This window comes from Neoaquamicrobium sediminum, from assembly GCF_013240295.1.
Lineage (GTDB): Bacteria > Pseudomonadota > Alphaproteobacteria > Rhizobiales > Rhizobiaceae > Aerobium > Aerobium sediminum.
This window is the reverse complement of the sequence record NZ_JABETK010000002.1, coordinates 1,243,570-1,264,146: the sequence shown is the minus strand read 5'-3', so window position 1 is coordinate 1,264,146 and position 20,577 is coordinate 1,243,570. Positions and strand designations below refer to the sequence as shown.

18 protein-coding genes, 2 pseudogenes and 1 riboswitch are annotated in these 20,577 nt (G+C 64.5%); of the genes and pseudogenes, 13 read left to right on the top strand and 7 right to left on the bottom strand.

Annotated elements, in window-relative coordinates; genetic code table 11:
* Positions 1-34 precede the first annotated feature (34 nt).
* Together HK436_RS18085 and HK436_RS18080 are read left to right on the top strand one after the other, a co-directional pair.
* Positions 35-1,309, top strand: coding sequence for an alpha-hydroxy-acid oxidizing protein (locus HK436_RS18085; protein ID WP_173191986.1), 1,275 nt, complete (start codon positions 35-37; stop codon positions 1,307-1,309).
* A 17-nt stretch (positions 1,310-1,326) separates the two neighbouring features.
* Positions 1,327-1,797 (top strand): MaoC family dehydratase, encoded by a 471-nt coding sequence (locus tag HK436_RS18080; RefSeq protein ID WP_173191984.1) that lies wholly within the window; start codon positions 1,327-1,329, stop codon positions 1,795-1,797.
* A gap of 8 nt (positions 1,798-1,805) precedes the next feature.
* On the opposite strand, the gene maiA is transcribed toward HK436_RS18080, so the two are convergent.
* The gene (gene maiA, locus HK436_RS18075; RefSeq protein ID WP_173191982.1) at positions 1,806-2,456 is read right to left on the bottom strand and encodes a maleylacetoacetate isomerase; all 651 of its coding nucleotides are present in this window, start codon (positions 2,454-2,456) and stop codon (positions 1,806-1,808) included.
* A gap of 280 nt (positions 2,457-2,736) precedes the next feature.
* Here maiA and HK436_RS18070 point away from each other — a divergent pair, with 280 nt between their 5' ends.
* The 3 genes from HK436_RS18070 to HK436_RS18060 are packed head-to-tail and all read left to right on the top strand — an operon-like array spanning position 2,737 to position 4,303.
* Positions 2,737-3,504, top strand: a complete 768-nt coding sequence (locus tag HK436_RS18070) for a hypothetical protein (protein ID WP_173191980.1) — start codon at positions 2,737-2,739, stop codon at positions 3,502-3,504.
* Positions 3,505-3,518: 14 nt separating this feature from the next.
* Entirely contained in the window at positions 3,519-3,908 is a 390-nt protein-coding gene (locus tag HK436_RS18065; RefSeq protein WP_173191978.1) for a hypothetical protein, read from the top strand.
* 20 nt (positions 3,909-3,928) lie between these two features.
* Complete coding sequence (locus tag HK436_RS18060) at positions 3,929-4,303, top strand: hypothetical protein (protein ID WP_173191976.1); 375 nt, start codon at positions 3,929-3,931, stop codon at positions 4,301-4,303.
* A 57-nt stretch (positions 4,304-4,360) separates the two neighbouring features.
* Here HK436_RS18060 and HK436_RS18055 read toward each other — a convergent pair.
* Together HK436_RS18055 and deoC are read right to left on the bottom strand one after the other, a co-directional pair.
* A pseudogene (locus HK436_RS18055) lies at positions 4,361-6,738 on the bottom strand (aldehyde dehydrogenase family protein).
* 12 nt (positions 6,739-6,750) lie between these two features.
* Positions 6,751-7,782 carry a deoxyribose-phosphate aldolase gene (deoC, locus tag HK436_RS18050; protein ID WP_173191974.1) on the bottom strand — a complete coding sequence of 344 codons (1,032 nt, stop codon included), beginning with the start codon at positions 7,780-7,782 and terminating at the stop codon, positions 6,751-6,753.
* A gap of 161 nt (positions 7,783-7,943) precedes the next feature.
* Positions 7,944-8,151, top strand: a riboswitch (cobalamin riboswitch).
* A 124-nt stretch (positions 8,152-8,275) separates the two neighbouring features.
* Between deoC and HK436_RS18045 the strand changes: the two genes are divergently transcribed.
* The 4 genes from HK436_RS18045 (at position 8,276) to ppk2 (ending at position 11,950) form a co-directional block, all read left to right on the top strand.
* Positions 8,276-9,523, top strand: coding sequence for an aromatic ring-hydroxylating oxygenase subunit alpha (locus HK436_RS18045; protein ID WP_173191972.1), 1,248 nt, complete (start codon positions 8,276-8,278; stop codon positions 9,521-9,523).
* Positions 9,524-9,542: 19 nt separating this feature from the next.
* The gene (locus HK436_RS18040) at positions 9,543-10,634 is read left to right on the top strand and encodes an FAD-binding oxidoreductase (RefSeq protein ID WP_173193600.1); all 1,092 of its coding nucleotides are present in this window, start codon (positions 9,543-9,545) and stop codon (positions 10,632-10,634) included.
* Between the two features lies 1 nt (position 10,635).
* Positions 10,636-10,881 (top strand): hypothetical protein, encoded by a 246-nt coding sequence (locus HK436_RS18035; RefSeq protein WP_173191971.1) that lies wholly within the window; start codon positions 10,636-10,638, stop codon positions 10,879-10,881.
* Positions 10,882-11,029: 148 nt separating this feature from the next.
* Positions 11,030-11,950, top strand: coding sequence for a polyphosphate kinase 2 (ppk2, locus tag HK436_RS18030; protein ID WP_173191969.1), 921 nt, complete (start codon positions 11,030-11,032; stop codon positions 11,948-11,950).
* A gap of 27 nt (positions 11,951-11,977) precedes the next feature.
* Here the strand turns inward: ppk2 and HK436_RS18025 are convergent, their stop codons facing one another.
* The 3 genes from HK436_RS18025 to HK436_RS18015 all read right to left on the bottom strand — a co-directional run bounded on the left by HK436_RS18025 (position 11,978) and on the right by HK436_RS18015 (position 15,014).
* The gene (locus HK436_RS18025) at positions 11,978-13,306 is read right to left on the bottom strand and encodes a TRAP transporter large permease (RefSeq protein ID WP_173191967.1); all 1,329 of its coding nucleotides are present in this window, start codon (positions 13,304-13,306) and stop codon (positions 11,978-11,980) included.
* The gene (locus HK436_RS18020; RefSeq protein WP_173191965.1) at positions 13,299-13,874 is read right to left on the bottom strand and encodes a TRAP transporter small permease subunit; all 576 of its coding nucleotides are present in this window, start codon (positions 13,872-13,874) and stop codon (positions 13,299-13,301) included. Before HK436_RS18020 ends, HK436_RS18025 begins: the two co-directional genes overlap by 8 nt.
* Before the next feature lie 108 nt (positions 13,875-13,982).
* Positions 13,983-15,014 carry a TRAP transporter substrate-binding protein gene (locus HK436_RS18015; RefSeq protein WP_173191964.1) on the bottom strand — a complete coding sequence of 344 codons (1,032 nt, stop codon included), beginning with the start codon at positions 15,012-15,014 and terminating at the stop codon, positions 13,983-13,985.
* Between the two features lie 175 nt (positions 15,015-15,189).
* Between HK436_RS18015 and HK436_RS18010 the strand changes: the two genes are divergently transcribed.
* The 3 genes and pseudogenes from HK436_RS18010 to HK436_RS33070 all read left to right on the top strand — a co-directional run bounded on the left by HK436_RS18010 (position 15,190) and on the right by HK436_RS33070 (position 18,569).
* The gene (locus tag HK436_RS18010) at positions 15,190-15,942 is read left to right on the top strand and encodes an SDR family NAD(P)-dependent oxidoreductase (protein ID WP_173191962.1); all 753 of its coding nucleotides are present in this window, start codon (positions 15,190-15,192) and stop codon (positions 15,940-15,942) included.
* 38 nt (positions 15,943-15,980) lie between these two features.
* Positions 15,981-17,677, top strand: a pseudogene (locus tag HK436_RS18005) (FAD-dependent oxidoreductase).
* Position 17,678: 1 nt separating this feature from the next.
* Positions 17,679-18,569 (top strand): DMT family transporter, encoded by an 891-nt coding sequence (locus HK436_RS33070; RefSeq protein ID WP_173191960.1) that lies wholly within the window; start codon positions 17,679-17,681, stop codon positions 18,567-18,569.
* Here the strand turns inward: HK436_RS33070 and HK436_RS17995 are convergent.
* Positions 18,553-19,362 (bottom strand): IclR family transcriptional regulator, encoded by an 810-nt coding sequence (locus tag HK436_RS17995; RefSeq protein WP_173191958.1) that lies wholly within the window; start codon positions 19,360-19,362, stop codon positions 18,553-18,555. The genes HK436_RS33070 and HK436_RS17995 overlap by 17 nt on opposite strands.
* A 176-nt stretch (positions 19,363-19,538) precedes the next feature.
* Here HK436_RS17995 and HK436_RS17990 point away from each other — a divergent pair, with 176 nt between their 5' ends.
* Entirely contained in the window at positions 19,539-20,570 is a 1,032-nt protein-coding gene (locus HK436_RS17990; RefSeq protein WP_173191957.1) for a histone deacetylase family protein, read from the top strand.
* Positions 20,571-20,577 lie beyond the last annotated feature (7 nt).

Sequence of the window (20,577 nt, the reverse complement as noted above, 5' to 3'; positions counted from 1 at the left end):
TATTCCCGATGCCGCCGAGAGTGGGGAGGAACTCATGCCCGATCGTGCCGACGGTGCGGGGGCGCCACAACCGGGGCGCCTGCGGCAGACCGAAATCTACGTCACCGGCGCCGGAGGCAAGCGGCCGCTGGTGCCGGTCGCACCGGACGCGCTCGAGCGGCGTGCGGCGAGGCGGATGCGGCGCGAGGCGGCCGCCTACATCATCGGCGGAGCCGGCAGCGAGCATACGATGGCGGCCAATCGCGCCGCCTTCGAGCGCCGGCATCTGTCCCCGCACGTCCTCAACGACGTCTCGACCCGTGATCTCTCGGTGGAACTGTTCGGCCGGACGCATCGCGCACCCGTTCTGCTGGCCCCGATCGGCGTTCTGGAGATGGCGCACCCGCTGGCCGACCGCGCGGTGGCCCGCGCCGCCGCGCGCGAAGGCATTGGATACGTCTTTTCCAACCAGGCGTCGGTCGCGATGGAAGACTGTGCGGCGGAAATAGGCGATGCGCCGCGCTGGTTCCAGCTCTACTGGTCGAGCGATGACGATGTCGTGCGCTCGCTCGTCTCGCGTGCGGAAAGCTGCGGTTGCGAAGCGATCGTCGTGACACTCGACACGACGCTGCTCGGCTGGCGACCGCGCGATCTCGATCTTGCTTACTTGCCGTTCATGCGCGGGCTTGGCCTGGCGCAATACCTGAGCGACCCTGTCTTTCGTTCGAAGATACCTGCAAGCCCGCCCGAAACCGGCTTCCGGCCGAGGGGAGCGGGCATCCTCAGCACCGCGCTGAGCCTGCGGCGCAAGGGGCGCGAGCACGGGTTGACCATGCAGCAGATGCGCTCGGCGGTGGCGCATTTCACCGCGACCTATTCGCGGCCTGACCTCAACTGGTCCGACATTGCGCGCCTGCGTGAGATGACAAAGCTGCCGATCCTGCTCAAGGGGTTGCGCAGGGCGGACGATGTGGCGCTTGCCGCCAAACACGGCGTCGACGGCATCATCGTGTCGAATCACGGCGGACGGCAGGTCGACGGCGAGGCGGCGACCCTCGATATGCTGCCTGCGGTGGTGGCGGCCGCCGGCACGATGCCGGTGCTGCTCGATTCGGGCGTACGCTCGGGAGCGGATGTCGCCAAGGCGCTGGCGCTTGGCGCACGCGCCGTGCTGCTTGGCCGCCCCTATGTCTACGGTCTCGCGCTTGCGGGCGAGGGCGGCGTGTGCGAGGTCATCCGCAACATCGTTGCCGAATTCGACCTGACGCTGGCGCTGTGCGGCCTGACGCGCGCGGCGGATCTCGACAGACGGTGGCTGATCGAGACTTGAAGCCGGAAGGACTGAACTTGGCGGACAATCAACTGACATTCGCCGACCTCGAATCGAAGGTTGGCGAGGAACTTGGCGTGTCGGGCTGGATCGAGGTCGATCAGTCGATGATCGACAGCTTCGCCAGGACCACGCGAGACAACCAGTGGATTCATGTCGATGTCGAGCGTGCACGCATGGAAAGCCCCTATCATGCGCCGATCGCCCATGGCTTCCTGACCCTGTCGCTGATTCCCGCACTTGCCGCCGAAATCGGAACCCAGCCACAGGGCGTATCGGTGGCGATCAATTACGGGCTCGACCGGCTGCGCTTCCTGGCTCCGGTGAAGGCCGGCGCCAAAGTGAGGCTGCGCTCGACGCTGATCTCGCTGGAGGAGAGGGCGCCTGGCCAGCATCTGATGAAGTCGGCCAGCACGATGGAGATCGAGGGCGAGGAGCGTCCGGCCTTCGCGGCCGAGACGCTGCTGCTTCTGCTCACCGAAGGCTGAAAGCGAGCCTATTCCGCATCAGGCTGCTGCGCGGGCGCCGCCTGCACGAATGCGGGCAGGGTCATGCAGGTATCGCGGATGCGCGCGATCGTAGGATAGGCCGACATGTCGACGTTGAAGCGGGCGTTGTTGGCGACCTGCGCGACAAGGCAGATGTCAGCCATGCCCGGTGTATCGCCGTGGCAGAAGGTTCTGGTCTGCGGGCTTTCGGAAAGCATCTTCTCAAGCGGTTCGAAGGTTTCGTTCACCCAGTGCCTGAACCACGAGGCGATCTCGGCGTCGTCAGCGCCGTAGCGGCTCCGCAGCGTGTTGAGTACGCGCAGATTGTTCACCGGATGGATGTCGCAGGCGATCATCTGCGACAGCATGCGTACCCGCGCCCGGCCGTGGGGATCGGGCGGCAGAAGCGGCGGTTCGGGCTGCATATCGTCCAGAAACTCGATGATCGCCAGCGACTGGGCGATCATCGTGCCGTCGTTCCACACCAGCGCGGGTACGAGCCCTTGCGGATTGACCGCAAGATATTCAGGCGCGCGATTGCCGCCGTGGCGCAGATGATGCGCGACGTAGGTATAGTCGAGCCCTTTCATGTTGAGCGCGATGCGGACCCTGTAGGAGGTCGACGAACGGAAATAGTTGTGCAGGACGATGTCGGTCACATCTCCTCCTCGGTGGCTGCGTGCGGCACGTGATGTGTGCAGCAGGTTTCACCGAAAAGCTGCGCATGAGCAATAGCAAAGCCGAACGCTGCCGCTTGCGGACGTCAACCGGCCAGGCGCCTCGAGCCGCCTGCAACCTGTTCCTGCTCCCATTTGCCGCGATCGCCTACAAAATCGGGCGATTGGCGGAAAACTCGGAAAAACGGCTGATACCTCTGGTTGCGATTTCGGACAGTTTCGGAAAAATGAGTTCTGAAATCCTGGTGGGGGCTTACGGGCGATGGGGTCTGATCGTTGGCGTGAATACGGCACATGGCACGAGCTTTTCGATGCCGTGTGCAACCATGCCGGCCATTACGACAATACGGATTTGGCGAGCCTGCTCTGCACGCGCACCGGCCGAACCAGGCAAAACGATTTCGAAGGCGCCAAGACGAAGCTGAGAAGCTGGCGCAGCGGGAAGCGAGTTCCGCGCCGGAAGAGCTTCTTCGCCCTGTCGTCAATTCTCGACGTGAGGTCCGACCCGGAACTCGAGGCGCGATGGCATGCGCTTTACGAAGCGGCAAACGGCAAGGGGGATGCTCCGTCTGGCGGCGATGAGGCACTGGATTCCCGCGCGGTCCAGGCGGGGATCGCCGCGAGCAGATTGCGCGTCGTGGCAGCCGTTTCCGCAGTGTCGGTGTTGGGGGTGGGCATCGCGATAGCCGCAATCACCAGAAAGCATCAACCTCCATCGCCCGAACTTCCGGCGGTCAACTACAATGCCCACGTGCGTGTCGCGCTTGGCAGAAGTCAGCTCATCCACGGAGATTACCTGGACTGCGACGGCTCTGTCCCGGACTGGCCGCTCGTTGCGCAACGGGTGCCGATAACGCCGTTGGGCACGTTTTCCGACGGAGGGCTTGCCCGCAAGATGGTCAACGATTGTGGGCGGGAAATGGTCGTCCGGGCCGTCATGTTCACGGGGACGGCACTCGGGACCGAAGAGGTCAGGTTGCTTGACGATTACATGAAGATCGAGGTGGTCGATACGACCACCGGACTTTGAACAGGGGGTATGACATGGCCTTGGACGACCTGCAGCAGATCAACCGGTGGCACATCCTGTTCGATGAGTTGTGCGTGCGGGCCGGCTTCCACGATGCCGCTTCTTTGGCGGCACGCTACTGCGAAGTGGCCGGAAACGGCGCCCGGAAGGAGCATGATGATACGACGCTGCGCAATCTGAACAACTGGCGCTCCGGCCGTCATATCCCGCGCCTGCGCAGCCTCAGAATTCTGGAGCAGGTGTTGGGTGTCCGCGACGATCCGGCTCTCCTGGAGCATTGGACGGCGCTCTATCGGCAGGCGAACGAGATGGGGGAAGACAGTCCTGCAGACGTCACGCATTCGGCAAAGGGGGCGCTTTGGCTTCCGTGGCCGCGCGATGGGCATCTTCGCTTCCCGATCTGAGGACGATTGCAGGAGCGGTCGTGGTCTTCGGCCTCGGCATCGCGATGGGCAATGTCTGGGCTTCCGGCTGGCGACCATGGGGCGGGCCGGCGGACAATGCACCCGTGGTGCGCTACAATCCGGAAGTGTTCATGACGGTCGGCCAGAGCAAGGTCATCCACGCGGAACGTGGAGATTGCGGAGAACTGCCGCGCGACTGGCCGGACGTTGTCGCCGACCTGCCAGGGCCTGCGCTCGGTACCTTTTCAGACGGCGGGCTGGCGCGGCGTAACAGCATCTTCTGCAAGGGCATGACGCCTGCGCGAGCGATCGTGTTCAACGCCGAGCGTGTCGGCGTAGAGGAATTCCGCATCCAGGGCGATCATCTGAAGGTGACGATCAGGCCTGCCGAATGACGTCGGCCGAAACCGTCGCTGGCCGCCCGGCTGACGGCGGTGTGGTGCCTTCCATGGCTAGTCGCCGTAAGGCACCCACACGTTCTTGACCTCGACGGCGCGGCGCAGGAACGGCTTGAGCGAGCCTGCCTCACCATTCCAGTCGACGGTCTGGCCGTTCGAGGTCCAGACGCGCTTGAGGTTGCAGGTGGATTCCAGCTCGGCTGCCTTGCAGATTGCAGCGTCGGCGACGAGCCAGAGACCGTCGACATCATCGTGCTTGGCCAGCACGCCCGCGAGTTCGCCTGTGCGCCCGGTGACGATGTTGACCGCGCCTGGGGGAATATCCGACGTTTCCAGCACCTGGTAGAGGTCGGTCGCGATCAACGGCCAGCGTGCGGAGGGGACGGCGACGACGCTGTTGCCCATGGCCAGCGCCGGGGCAAGCATCGCAACGAGCCCGAGCAGCGGCTGCTCGTCGGGGGCGACGATGCCGACCACGCCGACCGGCTCGTTGAGCGCCAGCGTCACGGCGCGGGCAGGGGGATTGTGCACCGTGCCCTCGAACTTGTCGGCCATGCCGGCGGCTTCGAACAGGCGTTCGATCGAGGCGTCGACCTCTGCGCGTGCCGCCTTCGCCGATGCGCCGGTGAGGCTTGCGATGCGCGCGGCGAACTCGTCGGCGCGGATCGTCAGGTTCTCGGCCAGGAAATAAAGCACCTGAGCGCGATTGTAGGCCGTGGCGCCCGCCCAGCCCTTGGCGGCGCGCGCGGCGCTGACGGCGTCGCGGATGTCCTTGCGACTGCCCAGCCCGACTTCGCCGGCATGGCGGCCCTTGGCGTCGTGAACTGCCATAGAATAGTTGCCGTCCGGTCGCGTCTGCTTGCCGCCGATGAAGAGCTTTGGCGTGCGGTCGATGAAGGAGCCGTCGCCGTCGGAGCGCTCCGAGGTGCCGCCCGGCGCCTCATAGGCCTTGATCTGCTGGCTCTTGGCCTTTGGCAGGGCGAGATACTCGACCATACCCTCACGGCCGCCTTCGCGCCCGAATCCGCTTTCGCGATAGCCGCCGAAGCCGCAGGCGGCATCGAACATGTTGGTCCCGTTGATCCACACCACGCCGGCCTTGAGCTGCGGCGCGACATGCAGGGCGAGATTGACGTTTTCGCTCCACACGGAAGCGGCCAGCCCGTAGCGGGTGTTGTTGGCGAGCTCGATCGCTTCCTCCGTGTTGCGGAAGGTCATCGTCGCCAGCACCGGGCCAAACACTTCTTCCTGGGCGAGAATGTTGGCGGGTGCGACGTTGGTGGCGAGCACCGGCAGGTGATACCAGCCGGTCGCAGGCACTTCGCCGGCCGGTTGCCAGCACTGCGCGCCTTGTTTTTCGCCCTCGGCGACGAGGCCGCGCACACGCTCGAGCTGGGTGCGGTCGACCAGGGGGCCGATGTCGGTGTTCTTGTCGAGCGGATCACCGAGCCGCAGCTTCTCCATGCGCGTGCGCACCTTGGCGAGGAAGGCGTCGGCGACGCCCTCCTGCACCAGCAGCCGCGAGCCGGCGCAGCAAACCTGGCCCTGGTTGAACCAGATGCCGTCGACGAGGCCTTCGACCGCGAATCGAGATCCGCATCCTCAAAGACGATGAAGGCGGACTTGCCGCCCAGTTCCAGCGACAGCTTCTTGCCCGAGCCGGCGGTCGCCTTGCGGATGATCTTGCCGACCTCGGAGGAGCCGGTGAAGGCGATCTTGTCGATGTCGGGGTGGTTGACGATCGCGGCACCCGCTTCCGGGCCGCCATGAACGATGTTGACGACGCCCTTGGGCACGCCGGCTTTCTCGCATATTTCGGCGAACAGAACGGCCGTCAGCGGCGTGAATTCGGCCGGCTTCAGCACCACCGTGCAGCCTGCCGCGAGCGCCGGCGCGATCTTCCAGGCGAGCATCAGCAAGGGGAAATTCCAAGGGATGATCTGGCCGGCAACACCGACCGCTGCATGGCCCGGAAACTCCTTGCCCAGCGACTGCGCCCAGCCGGCATGATGGATGAAGTGGCGGACGGCCAGCGGCACGTCGATGTCGCGGCTTTCGCGGATCGGCTTGCCGTTGTCGAGCGATTCCAGCACGGCGAAAAGCCGCGCATGGCGCTGCATGGCGCGGCCGATGGCGTAGAGCACGCGCGCACGCTCGTAGCCGGAAGCGGCCTGCCACTTCGGCAGCGCCTTGCGCGCGGCGGCCACAGCCGCGTCGATGTCGTCATGCCCCGCCTCGGCCAGGCTCGCCAGATGTTTGCTGGTGGCGGGCTCGGCAGTGTCGAAGGTCTTGCCGCTGGCGGCCTTCTTCCATTGGCCGCCGATGAACAGGGAGGCGGAGAAGTCGCGCGAGGTAAGCCACGCATCGGCTTCGTTGCGCGCCTCCGGGGCAGGGCCGTATTCCATGGCGTGATAGCGTTCGAGAATGTTCACGGTCGTTCCCCGTCAGGCCATGGCATGTCGATGGGCGGCCGAGTAGTGGCCGGTCAGGTGGTGTTCGAGCTGGCGCTCGATGTCGGTAAGCAGGCTCGACGCGCCGAAGCGGAAGAGGTCCGGTTCCAGCCAGCGGCGGCCGAGTTCCTCCTTCATGAGTACCAGCCAGTCGAGCGAGGCCTTGGCGGTGGAGATGCCGCCGGCAGGCTTGAAGCCGATCTTGAAGCCGGTGCGCTCCTCATAGGCGCGGATGGCGCGCGTCATGATGAGGCCGACCGGCAGGACGGCATTGACGCTTTCCTTGCCGGTGGAGGTCTTGATGAAGTCGGCGCCCGCCATCATCGACACCATCGAGGCGAGCATCACATTGCGCAGCGTCGACAACTCTCCGGTGCCGAGGATGACCTTCAGGTGCGCTTCCCCGCAGGCTTCGCGGAACTGCGCGACTTCGTCGTAAAGTTCCTGCCACTTTGCCCCCAGCACCAGGCCGCGCGGGATGACCACGTCGATCTCGTCGGCCCCGTCGGCGACCGACGCCCTGATTTCCGCGATCCGTGTTTCCAGCGGCGACAGCCCGTGCGGAAAGGCGGTGGAGACGGCCGCGACGTGGATGACAGTGCCTTCCAGCGCCTTGACCGCGGTCGCGACAAAGGGATGGTAGACGCAGACAGCCGCTGGCCGGATTACCGTGTCGCCCAGCCCGAGGCCGGCGACCAGATCGCCGCGCAGCGGGTTGCGCGCCTTGGCGCAGAGGCGGCGCACGCGCTCGTCGGTGTCGTTGCTGTTCAGCGTGGTCAGATCCATCAGGCTGATTGCGCGCAGCAGCCATGCAGCCTGATTGTCGGCCTTGATCGAGCGGCGCTTGGTCAGCGTCGTCGCGCGCCGCTCCAAGGCCGAACGGTTCACATGCCGCATCTCTTCCAGCCAGCCCAGATCCAGCTTAATGCCGGGATTGCGCGGCAGGTCGGTATGCGCAGCCGCAGCCGCTGTCGGCAGCGTATGCAGGCTGGCGCCGGCAGCCTGTCGTGTCGAGGTGCTCGTCATGGCACTTTCTTTGTCCCGTTGGTCAAAGTTTACGCAGCTATCGCACGAATTCGAGCGAAACGAAACGGTGCGACGCAGCATGCCGCAGCGTTGTGAACCCTGTGTCGTCTTTGCGTCTGCACGGTGTCGCTTTCGCGTGTTTGCCGGCGATGCAGCCGTGGTTAGATGTGCGTGCCTGAGGTGCTGCTTCGTGACGATCGAAGCGGAGAATTGGGAAGCCGGTCGAAATCCGGCGCTGCCCCCGCAACGGTAGCGGAGCTGAATATCCCGACGGGAGACCACTGGACGACAACGTCCGGGAAGGTGTCGGGAAGGTCCTGCAAGGGACGGCTCCGGAGCCCGGAAACCAGCCTTCGGCATACGAAACCGACTGATCGCGGTGGGCGGTCAAGAGGCGAAGCGGCGCGGACAGGCCTGCATGGCCATGTCGCGGCTCCTCCTTCCCTCCATCACCACCAGTTCAGTCCTTGTGATGACGATGCGAGGACAGGACATGGATGCGCGCAACGAAATGCTGGGGCTGATCCGCAGCCGCAGATACGGCTATTCGCTGGAACAACCCTTCTACACCGATCCGGAATTCTTCCGGCTCGACATGGACCTGATCTGGTATCGCGACTGGCTACTCGTGGGCCACGATTGCGAACTGCCGAAGCCCGGCAGCTTCTTCACCGTTCAGGTTGGCCGGTATCCGGTCGTGCTGGTCCGCGATCGTGACGGGCAGATACGCGCCTTCCACAATTCCTGCCGGCATCGCGGCAGCCGCGTGTGCGGGGCCCAGAAGGGCCTCTCGGCGCGCCTCGTCTGCCCCTATCACCAGTGGACCTACGATCTCGACGGCAAGCTCCTGTTCGCACGCCAGATGGCGGACGATTTCGACCCGTCGCAGTTCTCGCTCAAGCCGGTCGCCTGTGAGAGCGCCGGCGGCTACGTCTTCATCTGCCTTGCGCCGGAGCCGGCCGACTTCGGGCCGTTCCGGGCCATGATGGAGCCGTATTTCCTGCCGCATCGGCTGGCCGATGCAAGGGTCGCCTACGAATCCACCATTATCGAAAAGGGCAACTGGAAGCTGGTCTGGGAGAACAACCGCGAGTGTTACCACTGCGCGGCCAATCATCCCGAGCTCTGCAAGACATTTCCGGAAGCCCCGACGGTGACGGGCGTCAACGGCGCGGAAAGCGACCCCGAGATGCTGGCGCATTGGGCGAAATGCGAGGCGGCGGGCCTGCCTTCGCGCTTCCGCATCGACGCGGACGGCCAGTATCGCGCGACGCGCGCGCCGCTGCTGCGCGATGCGGTCAGCTACACGATGACCGGCAGGCGCGCGGTGAAGCGCAACCTTTCCGATACCGTCTCCACCGATCGCATCGGGTCGCTGCTGCTGTACCATTACCCCACGACATGGAACCACATTCTGGGCGACCACGCCGTCACCTTCCGCGTGCTGCCGATCAGCGCTACCGAGACGGCCGTCACCACCAAGTGGCTCGTGCACAAGGATGCGGTGGAAGGGGTGGACTACGACCTTGCCGAACTGACCCATGTCTGGACCGAGACTAACGATCAGGATCGCAGGATCGTCGAGGAAAACGCCTTCGGCATCAATTCGCCGGCCTACGAACCCGGTCCCTATTCGGAGCTCCACGAGGGCGGCGTGATCCAGTTCGTCGAATGGTACGCCTCCTTCATCGAGCCGCGGCTGGCCGAGGCGGAAACCCCGGCGCTTAGAAGCGTGGCGTGAGGCGACAGCGATGAACGCGATGACGGACGCCGCACTCTACCGCCACCTCGACGAGATGACGCCGTGGAACGACCGGCTTCAGGTGCTGGAGGTCATCGGCATCGCCGACGAGGCGCCCGACGTGAAGACCTTCACCTTCCGGTCGGACAACCAGACCTGGTTCCGCTACAAGCCGGGACAGTTCATCACACTGGAATTGCCGGTTGGCGACGAGCCGCTGCTGCGCACCTACACGCTGTCGTCGTCGCCCTCGCGGCCGTTTTCCATCGCGGTCACGGTCAAGGCGCAGGCCGGCAGCGTCGCAACGCGCTGGATGCTGGATCATCTGCGGCGCGGCGACCACATCAGGGCCTACGGCCCGGCCGGCGATTTCTCCCACCACGAATATCCGGCGGCGAAATATCTTTTCATCTCCGCGGGCTCCGGCGTCACACCGATGATGTCGATGCTGCGCTGGCTGAACGACTGCGCGCCATGGACCGACGTCGCTTTCGTCAACTGCGCGCGCCGGCCAGAGGAGATCATCTTCCGCAAGGAGCTTGAATTGCTGGGCAGCCGCATGCCCGGCCTGTCGCTGGGCTTCCTGATCGAGGAACGCTCCAGTCGGGAGAGCTGGTTCGGCCATATGGGCCGCATCGACGCGGTGCGGCTGCCGCTGCTCGCGCCGGATTTTCGCGAGCGGGAGATTTTCTGCTGCGGTCCGGAACCCTTCATGCGCGCCGTGCGCGAGATGCTGGAAACAGCCGGCTTCGACATGGCGCATTATCATCAGGAGAGCTTTGCCGCTCCCGTGGCCGAACCCGTGCCTGCAACGTTTACGCAGTACGGCGACGCCGCTGTCGGAGAAATCGCCCTGCCGGTCCGGTTCGCGTTGTCGGAGATCGACGGCGAATGCGTTGCGGGACAGACCCTGCTTCAGACCGCGCGCGCATCGGGTGTGCGCATTCCGGCCGCCTGCGAGTTCGGCCTGTGCGGTACCTGCAAGGTCAAGAAGGTCTCCGGCACGGTCGAGATGAGCCACAATGGCGGCATCCTCGATCACGAGATCGAGGAGGGCTTCATCCTCGCCTGCTGTTCGAAGCCGCTCTCGGCTCTGGAAATCGAGGCCTGACATGGGATCTTCTCCAATCCATGCCGACCTCAACAAGCCGACGTCGCCGATTTCGCCGCGTCCGCCGCTGGCCCAGGCAAGCCCCGAGGAGGTTTTCCTGGCCTGGCTCATCGCATTGCCCGAGGGAGAAGACGTCGCCGTTGCTGCGCGCAAGCAGATAAGACGGTTGGATGAGGCAACCACCGTATCGCCGCCGCTGCGCCGACTTCGCGCCTTGCTTGTGGAAGCGGCCGGAACACCGGATTAGATTTCCGTCAGGTGCTACGCTGCGTCAGACGCCGTCATGTATATGTTACCCGCCGGTGTTAGCCGACGCTTGATCAACGTCGTGTTCGCGGGTCTTGTTGTCACCGGAAGCGACGAGTTTATCGCGCGAAGCGGCCGGAGGAACAACGATGGATCACGACAGGGCGGGCAACGGTGCCGAGGAATGGCTCAAGGCCGAGCTCGAGGATACGCTCGACGAGGACTACGAGCTCGAACTGTCAGAACCGGCGCTGTCGCTCGAACTGTCCAAGATCTACAAGAAGGCCCACCCCCACGCGCTCGACCGCCACACCTATTTCCACGAGCTGATCCGTCTGCAGTCGGAACTGATCAAGCTCCAGGACTGGGTCGCGCACACCAAGGAAAAGGTGGTCGTCCTGTTCGAGGGCAGGGATTCCGCCGGCAAGGGCGGGGTCATCAAGCGCATCACACAGCGGCTCAATCCGCGTATCGTCCGCGTGGTGGCGCTGCCGGCGCCAAGCGACCGGGAAAAGACGCAGTGGTATTTCCAGCGCTACGTTCCGCATCTGCCGGCCGGCGGTGAGATCGTGCTCTTCGACCGGTCCTGGTACAACCGAGCGGGTGTCGAGCGGGTGATGGATTTCGCTTCGCCGCAGCAGGTGGAGGATTTCTTCCGCGACGTGCCGGAGTTCGAGCGCATGCTGCTCCGCTCTGGCATCAGGCTGATCAAATACTGGTTCTCCATCACCGATGAGGAGCAGCAGCTCCGCTTCCTGATGCGCATCCACGACCCGATGAAACAGTGGAAGCTTTCGCCGATGGACCTCCAGTCGCGGGTGCGCTGGGAGCAGTACACCAAGGCGAAAGAGGAGATGTTCGCCCGAACCAGCATCCCGGAGGCGCCCTGGTACATCGTCGAGGGCAACGATAAGAAGCGCGCCCGGCTGAACTGCATGGATCATCTACTGCAGCAGATTCCCTACGAGCCGGTGCCGCACGAGGACATCGCCTTGCCGGAACGCGTCTTCAATCCGGAATACGAACGCGCAACCCTTCCGCACGACCTCTACGTCCCGCAGAAATATTGATCGCGCGCCTAATGCGGCGGGGGTGGCCTACTGGGAAACCATCCATAGGCTAATCTGCGGAAACAGGATCAGGAGCACCAGCGCGGTGATCTGCAGGAGCACGAAGGGAATGATTCCTCGGTAGATCGTGCCGATCGATATGTCTTTTGCCACACCGCGCAGGTAGAACAGCGCATAACCGAATGGCGGGGTCAGGAACGACGTCTGCATGTTGACGGCAAGCGCGATCGCGAACCAGGTAAGGGTCTCGGGTTGCGTCATGCCGAAGTCGAGGCTGGTGACAACCGGGGCGACCAGCGGCACGACGACCAGCGCAATCTCGACCCAGTCGAGGAAGAAGCCCAGCACGAAGACCAATGCCATGATGGTGAAAAGCACGAAATAGGGTCCGGTCCCCAGCGCATCGAAGGCGTGGATCACCATCTCGTCGCCGCCAAGCCGCCTGAAGATCACGGAAAAGATCGTCGCGCCGATCATAACGAAAATGATCATCGCGGTGGTCTTTGTGGTATCGCGCACGGCCGTGCGCAATGTCGCGAGGTCGAGTTTGCCGGAGAACAGCGCAAGGATCATCGCGCCCGCCGCGCCGATGGCAGCGGCTTCCGTAGGTGTAGCAATACCCGCGACGATGGTGCCGAGCACCGAGACGACGAGGATGATCGGCGCCAGCAGGTCACGGGCGAGACCGAGCATAGCCGCCTTGCGGCTTTCCGCCGGTGCATGGTCCAGCGGTGGCATGCGGTGCGGCTGGAAGATGGCGATCGCGATCAGATAGAGAAAATAGAGCCCGGCCAGCAGCAGACCCGGCCCTATCGCGCCCATGAACAGGTCGCCGACCGAAACGCGGAGCTGGTCGCCGAGGACGATCAGCATGATCGACGGCGGGATCAGGATGCCGAGCGTGCCTGAAGCGGCGATCAGGCCTGTGGAAACCTTGGGGTCGTAGCGGGCCTGCGTCATGGCGGGCAGAGCCATCATGCCCATGAGCACCACGGATGCGCCGATGATGCCCGTGGAGGCCGCCATCACCACGCCAATGATGGCGACCGCGAAGGCGTAGCCGCCGGGCAGCCGGCCGAACAGTGCCGCCAGCGACCGAAGCAGCCGCTCCGCGACGCCGGAACGTTCGAGCATCAGCCCCATGAAGACGAAGAGGGGAATGGCGATCAGCAGCCAGTTGGTCAGGATGCCGGAATAGATGCGCGATACGCCCGTCGACAGGAAGAGGATCGGCACGCCGGCCAGAAAGGCGAAGACGATGCCGATGCCCGACAGAACAAATGCAACAGGGTATCCCGAAAAGATGCCCGCCACGAGCGCGACGAGCATGGCCAGCGGCCAGGCAAATTCAGTCATGGTTCTCGGCCGGGCCTTGGTTGGATGCGGGAGAGAAAAGCACGCGCAAGGTCTGGGCCACGCGCGCGAGGGCAGCTATGCCCAGCAGCGCGAAACCGGCCGGGATCATCGCCTTGATGAGCCAGCGGTCCATCAGCCCGCCATAGGTCGAACCCTCGCCGGATGCGAACGAGGTCGCGGCGAACTTCCAGCCGTACCAGACGATGATGGCGCAGAATGGGAGGAGAAAGACGATGTCGCCGAAAAGCGTCAGGCACAGGCGGGCACGCTGCGGCAAGCCCGCCACGAAAACGTCGACGCTCACATGCTGGCCGTCACGCAGGGCATAAACGCCGCCGAGAACGGCGATGATGGCGAAGATGTACCATTGCAGGTCGGCCAGGGTGTTGACGGTGATGCCGTTCCCAAGCACGGGAAGTGCATCTTCCCAGCGCCAGATCGCGTTCCAGCCCATCTTGGCGGCGAAGACCGTGAGCAGCACCGATACGATCAGTGGGAGCACGAGCCATCCGACGACCTTGCCCGGCAGAACAACCGCGTCGAGCACGGCATCCGAAAGACGTTTCAACCTTCTCCTCCAGCGGTTTTACCGATGAAGCCTGTTACGCGAAATTCAGCGGTTGCGACAGCGCGCGACGGTTGCGGGTCCGGCTTCGTGCCGGACCCGCTCGTTTGCCTATCGCGGCAGGGCCTGGAGTTCCGACCAGCGCGACGTGCGCTCGACATAGGCGGTCAGGGAATCAAGCGCTTCCTTGAAGATGGGGTCTTTGGCCGCTTCTTCCTGAAGCACTTCGCCGGCTGCGGTGCGCATGGCTTCCAGCACTTCGTCGGGGAAGCGCTTGATGCTCACGCCGGCCGCCTCGATCTCCTCCACGGCTGCAACCTGCGCATTGAGCTGGTCGGCCATGTTTTCAGCGATGTTGGCCTTGCAGGCCTCGACCATGATCTTCTGCTGATCCTCGGAGAAGCCGTTCCAGACATCCATGTTGATGATGATGGAATCCCAGCTCGATGGCTGGTGCCAGCCGGGGAAATAGTAGTTCTTGACGATTTTCTGGAAGCCGAAGCCCTTGTCGAGCTGCGGCGCGGAGAACTCAGCCGCGTCGATGCGGCCGGTCTCGAGCGACACGTAGATTTCACCGGCGGGCACGAGCTGCGTGTTCGCGCCGAGTTTCGCCAGCGTTCGGCCGCCGAGGCCAGCGATGCGCATGTTGAGGCCCTTCAGGTCCTCGACGGTATTGATCTCCTTGTTGAACCATCCGCCGGCCTCAGGCACGACGAGGTGGCACGGAATGACCTTCACGCCATGCGGGTCATAGGCCTTCTGGATGATTTCCAGACCGCCACCCTCGAACATCCAGCCGAGCGCGATATCGGGCGAGGGGCCGAAGGGCATCGAGCCGACAAGGTTGGCGACGGGAATCGACTCGGCCCAGTAGCCGATCCAGTCGAAGCCCATCGGGATCGCACCGCTCGATACCGCTCCGAAGACCTCGAAAGGTGGAACGAAGTCGCCGGCGCCGTGGACCTTGATGTCGACCTCGCCGTTGGTCATCAACCGCACCTTATCGGCCCAGTTCACGGGACTGGGGCCGATCGACGGAACGTTCAGTCCAAACACGCTCTGCAGATCGAAGCTCTGGGCCATGGCAGACCCGGCAAATGCAACGGAAGCGGCCAGCGTGGCCGCGGCGATGTAACGTCTCATAAAAATCCTCCCAAGGCACCGCACAGCCGCGGCTCATCTCCCTGCGACATGTCCCGGCATCCGTGCCTGGCGTGTCTTCGCAGAATTGCAGTCTTGCAAATTCCGACGTTTGCCTCAATAAGAAAATTCGCGAATAGCAAACTCATTTGCAGATAACGAATGATTGGGAGGATGCATGCTGGGCATCGAGGGAGAGGTCGCGGTGGTGACCGGCGCGGCACAGGGTAACGGCCTGGCCATCGCGCGCGGCCTGGCAGAGGCCGGTGCCAAGGTGGTGCTCTGCGACATGGCGGGAGCGGCTGCCGAAGCTGCCGCAGCGGACATTCGCGCGAATGGCGGTGTGGCCATGGCGACTGAACTCGACGTGACCCAGCCCGAAGCGGTGACGCGATTCGCCGGTCAGGTAGAAGCCTGGCAGGGGCCGGCTGCAATTCTCGTGAACAATGCGGGCATCATCCGTCGTACGCCCATTGATGGCGCGAACTTCGATGCCGACTGGGCGGATGTCTTCCGGGTCAATGTCGACGGTGTTCGCACGATGGTAAGGGCATTCCTGCCCCAGCTTCGCAAGACACGCGGGCGGATCGTCAACCTCGGCTCGATCATGTCGGTCTCGGCCGGACCTGGTCTTGGCGCCTACGCAGCCAGCAAGGGCGCCGTACTGCAGTTCACCCGCGCGCTTGCACACGATCTCGCGCCCGACGGCATCCGGGTAAATGCGATCGCGCCGGGTGTGATCGCGACGCCGATGACGAAAGTGACGCGCGAGACGCCCGAGGCGATCGGGCGCTTCATGGCGCATACGCCGCTGGGCCGCGTCGGCGAGCCGGAGGAGCTGGTGGGGCCGGTGCTTTTCCTCGCTTCGGCCATGTCGACCTACGTCACCGGAGCGCTGCTCCCCGTCGACGGCGGCTATCTCGCCTCGTGACCCGACTGGACGATTTCTCGGACGCTGTGGAAATGACCATGAAAAGACATGAATGCGACGTGCTGGTTATCGGCTCCGGCGCGGGTGGCCTTTCGACCGCCGTATCGGCCGCGCACCGCCATCTGGATGTGCTGGTAGTGGAAAAGGAGCCTGTCTACGGCGGCACGACGGCGCGTTCGGGCGGCTGGATGTGGATCCCCTGCAACGCGCCCGCGCGCCGGGCCGGCGTCGAGGATTCGCGGACAAGGCACGGACCTATCTCAGGCACGAGGCTGGTAGTCATTTCGACGAGCGCCGTGTCGATGCTTTCCTCGAAGCCGGCCCCAAGGCGGTCGACTTCTACGAGCAGAACACCGCGCTCCAGTTCGATCTCGGTCCGACCTTCGCGGACTATCACCCCGACGCGCCGGGCGGCATGGATGGCGGGCGCTCCATCGTGGCCCGCCCGTTCGACGGGCGCGAGCTCGGCCCCGAGATCAAGCGCCTGCGGCCGCCGCTGGCCGAGATTACCTTCCTCGGCATGATGATCGGCTCGGGCAAGGAACTGCTGCATTTCTTCAACGTTCTGCGCTCGCCGGTCTCGGCGTTCTATGTCGGCAAGCTGTTCGTGAAGTTCCTGCGCGACATGGCGTTTCACGGTCGCCCGATGCGCCTGATGAACGGAAACGCGCTGGTGGCGCGGCTGGCCAAATCCTGCTTCGACAAGGGGTGCCGATCTGGACGCGCGCGCCGGTGCGGGAACTTGTCCGTGACGGCAAGAACAGGGTCTCCGGCGCAATTGTCGATACGGCGGAAGGGCCGGTGGAGATCGTTGCACGCCGTGGCGTGGTGCTCGCCGCAGGCGGCTTTCCGCAGGACCCCGTTCGACGGAAGGAACTTTTCCCGCATGCGCCTACCGGTTACGAACATGCCTCGCCGGCGCCTCCCGGAAACACCGGCGATGGACTGAGGCTGGGCGAAGCGGCCGGCGCAAGCGTGGACACGAGCCTGCCGCATGCGGCAGCCTGGGTGCCGATTTCGCGTCCCGTAAAGCCGGACGGAACGCTGGGCACGTTCCCGCATTTCGTCGATCGTTCGAAGCCCGGCGTGATCGCCGTCACTCGCTCGGGGCGGCGGTTCGTGAACGAGGCGAATTCCTATCACGATTTCTGCCAGGCGATGGTGGCCCGCTGCAACGACGAGAATGGCGAGGTCTGCGCCTTCTTCGTTGCCGACCATCATGCTGCGCAAATACGGGCTAGGCTACGTGAAGCCGGCGCCGGTGCCGTTCCGCCAGCATGTCCGGTCGGGCTATCTCTATGAGGGCCGCACGCTGGAAGAGCTTGCCGAACGTATCGGTGCCGACCCGGCTGGGCTGAGACGTACCGTCGAGAATTTCAACAAGCATGCCGAGCACGGGGAAGATCCGGAATTCGGCAAAGGCTCGACGTCCTACAACCGATCGCTCGGCGATCCCGACCACAAGCCCAATCCGTGCGTTGCGCCGATCCGGAAGGGGCCTTTCTACGCGGTCAAGCTGGTCGTTGGCGATCTCGGCACCTTCGCCGGGCTTCGCTGCAACGAGAATGCGCAGGTGCTCGCCAAAGACGGGCGGCCGATACCGGGCCTTTATTCGGTGGGCAACGACGCGGCGAGCATCATGGGCGGCAACTACCCCGGTGGGGGCATCACGCTGGGACCTGCCGTCACGTTCGGCTACATAGCCGCGCGGCATATTTCCGGCGCGAACGACTGACGTGTCGCAAGCCCGGCGCCAATGGGCGGAAGGGGTGGCGCTGGGTTTTGCCGCCACCATCTTCTGGTCTTTCTACAATGTCGGCACGGCAATCGGTCGCGCCGACGGCTTTTCAAGCGCCGATCTTGCCATGCTGCGCTTTGGCGTCGCGGCGCTGGTTCTCGGGCCTTTGCTGGCTTTCAGAACCGGGTGGCGTCCGGCCCTGCCGTTCAGGCGCGTGGCGGCACTGACCCTGCTCATCGGTCCGCCATTCGCCTTCTTCATCAACACCGGCTACGGCATCGCGCCGCTGGCGCACGCAGTGGTGATTTCGCCCGGCGTCACGATGCTGACAGCCAACGTGCTGGCAGCCGTCGTCGACCGTCGCGCGGTACCCATGCAGCGCCGCATCGGCATCGCTCTTCTCGTTCTCGGGCTCATGGCCATCGCGGCGGACCAGCCGGCCGCGGCGCCAACTGGCGTTCCCGTCTGGCTGGGCGATCTGTGCTTTGTAGCCTCCGGCACGCTATGGGGCGTCTTCACATGGCTGGTCGGCCGCTGGAAGCTGCCGGCGATCGAGACGACTGCGGTCGTTTCCGTCTGCGCGGCGCTCTGCTTCCTCCCGGTCTATCTGTTTGCGTTCGGCGTGACTTTGCTGCCAGCAGGCCTGTGGGTCGAGCAGGTCGTCTATCAGGGGCTTTTCGGCGGTGCGCTGGCAATCGTCGCCTTTGCGGGCTGCGTCACGCGGCTTGGTGCTGGAACCGCAGCGCTGTTTCCGGCGCTGTTGCCACCCATGGCCGTCCTTCTGGCTATTCCGCTTGCCGGCCAGACGCCGAGCGGCGTTCAGTGGCTGGGCATGGCCCTTGCCTCGGGCGGCCTGATCATTTCGCTCGAATTCATGCGTCGGCGGTGACGTCCTCGCGATAGCCGAGCTCATTCGAAAGCTGCCGGGTGAACCCGAGTAGGCCGGTGACCGCCGGGCCATCCGCCGACAGGTCGATCATCGCCGTCGGACCGATGGCGGTGAGCGCGAGCTGCATCTGCCCGGTGTGATCGAACACCGGAGCCGCAACCGCGCTGACACCGGGGATCGGCAGGTCGCGCGTCACCGCGTGGCCGTTGGCCGCGACGACGCCCACTTCCTCCCAGTAGCGGGCCTCGTCGAATTCGAACGGCCCGCGTTCAAGCAACGTGCGGTCGGAGCGTTCCTGCCGGATCATGGGCTGGGTGACGGGTCGGGGCAGGAAGGCGGCAAAGACCTTGCCTGTCGCGGTCGCCGTCATGAGGAAGATGTTGCCGACCTGGACGTTGGCATGGATGCGCGCGGACGATTCCTGCACATAGACGATGGTCGGGCCGTGAAGGCCCCAGACCGTGATAGCGATCATGAGTTGCAGGTCGTCCGCAAGAGCGGCGACACGCTGCACGGTTTCCCGGTAGGCGTTCTGGTTGCGCAGCCGGGTCAGGCCCAGATGCAGGGCGAAGGATCCGAGTTGATAGTGGCCGGCCTCTGTCTGCTCGACCATGCCCATCTTGCGGAAGGAAACAAGGTAGGGATGCAGTTGTGCGGCGGCCATTCCCGTTTCCTGCGCCAGATCACGCAGCTTCAGCGGTCCCCGGGCGCGCGCCAGGGCGTTGAGCACCACGCCGCCAGTGTCGATCGACTGGACGCCGCGCGAGCCGTTCTTCTTCTCCGTCGAAGCCATCGCCCTCTTATTCCGTTTGGATGGAGGTAAACCAGAAGATCGGGAAGCACAACGACACCGGGACGCTCGCCTATGCCCGGCCCGTCATGCTTGACGTTGGGGGCGGCTATCGTGTTGCTTGCTGACGCCCCCGTTTCTCTCCATTCCCAAACATCTCCATCGAAAGCCAGAACAGCATGAAGTGTGTTTTCCACGAAACCCAGCGCAGACACGATCCCAGGCACTTCCTTTCCTCAGGTGCGCAGAAGCCTAACCCGGAGGTGCCGGAGCGGGTCAATCGGCTGCTTGCCGGCGCGGAAAACGCAGGACTTGAACGCGTTGCGCCTGGCGACCGGGGGCTGGCGCCGGCGGCGGCGATTCACTCGCCAGAATATCTCCGCTTCCTCGAGACGATCTATGACCGCTGGCGGCGTATCCCCGATGCCTCGGAGGAGGTTGTGCCGAACATCCACCCCGACCGCCGCGACTTTTCCTACCCTGCATCGGCCGTCGGCCAGGCTGGATACCACATGGCCGACACCGCCTGTCCGATCTCGGCTGATACCTGGGAATCGGCCTACTGGAGCGCGCAGACGGCAGCCGAGGCCGCCGCGATGGTGCTCGACGGTGAAAAGGCCGCCTATGCGCTGTGCCGCCCGCCCGGCCATCACGCTTTTGCGGACATGGCCGGCGGCTTTTGCTTTCTCAACAATTCCGCGATCGCCGCTCAGGTCCTGCGCAGCCGGCACGAGCGCGTCGCCATCCTCGATGTGGACCTGCATCACGGCAACGGCACGCAGGGCATTTTCTATGCACGCGCTGACGTTTTGACGGTCTCGCTGCATGCCGATCCGGCGCGATTCTATCCCTTCTTCTGGGGGCATGCGTCGGAACGCGGGGAAGGGGCGGGGCTTGGCTACAACCTCAACCTGCCGCTGCCGCGCCATTCCGGCGACGAGGTGTTTCTCGATCAGCTCGACGTAGCATTGACGCGCATTGCAGCGTTCGCGCCGGGCGCCGTCGTCATCGCGCTCGGGTTGGATGCGTTCGAAGGCGATCCGTTCGGCGGGCTTTCGGTTTCGACGGACGGGTTCCGTATGATCGGCGAGCGCTGCGCCAGCATCGGGGTGCCAACTGCCATCGTGCAGGAAGGGGGCTATCTGTGCGATGCGCTCGGCGACAACCTTGCGGCGTTCCTCCGGGGCTTCCGGCACGCCGCGGCAATCTGAGAAGGGT

Excerpts from the sequence above, each read along its gene's own strand:
- HK436_RS18085 (WP_173191986.1), top strand. The coding sequence starts at position 35 with ATGCCCGATCGTGCCGACGGTGCGGGGGCGCCACAACCGGGGCGCCTG.
- HK436_RS18070 (WP_173191980.1), top strand. The coding sequence starts at position 2,737 with ATGGGGTCTGATCGTTGGCGTGAATACGGCACATGGCACGAGCTTTTC.
- HK436_RS18065 (WP_173191978.1), top strand. The coding sequence starts at position 3,519 with ATGGCCTTGGACGACCTGCAGCAGATCAACCGGTGGCACATCCTGTTC.
- deoC (WP_173191974.1), bottom strand. The coding sequence starts at position 7,782 with ATGACGAGCACCTCGACACGACAGGCTGCCGGCGCCAGCCTGCATACG.
- HK436_RS18045 (WP_173191972.1), top strand. The coding sequence starts at position 8,276 with ATGGATGCGCGCAACGAAATGCTGGGGCTGATCCGCAGCCGCAGATAC.
- HK436_RS18040 (WP_173193600.1), top strand. The coding sequence starts at position 9,543 with ATGACGGACGCCGCACTCTACCGCCACCTCGACGAGATGACGCCGTGG.
- HK436_RS18035 (WP_173191971.1), top strand. The coding sequence starts at position 10,636 with ATGGGATCTTCTCCAATCCATGCCGACCTCAACAAGCCGACGTCGCCG.
- ppk2 (WP_173191969.1), top strand. The coding sequence starts at position 11,030 with ATGGATCACGACAGGGCGGGCAACGGTGCCGAGGAATGGCTCAAGGCC.
- HK436_RS18025 (WP_173191967.1), bottom strand. The coding sequence starts at position 13,306 with ATGACTGAATTTGCCTGGCCGCTGGCCATGCTCGTCGCGCTCGTGGCG.
- HK436_RS18015 (WP_173191964.1), bottom strand. The coding sequence starts at position 15,014 with ATGAGACGTTACATCGCCGCGGCCACGCTGGCCGCTTCCGTTGCATTT.
- HK436_RS18010 (WP_173191962.1), top strand. The coding sequence starts at position 15,190 with ATGCTGGGCATCGAGGGAGAGGTCGCGGTGGTGACCGGCGCGGCACAG.
- HK436_RS17995 (WP_173191958.1), bottom strand. The coding sequence starts at position 19,362 with ATGGCTTCGACGGAGAAGAAGAACGGCTCGCGCGGCGTCCAGTCGATC.
- HK436_RS17990 (WP_173191957.1), top strand. The coding sequence starts at position 19,539 with ATGAAGTGTGTTTTCCACGAAACCCAGCGCAGACACGATCCCAGGCAC.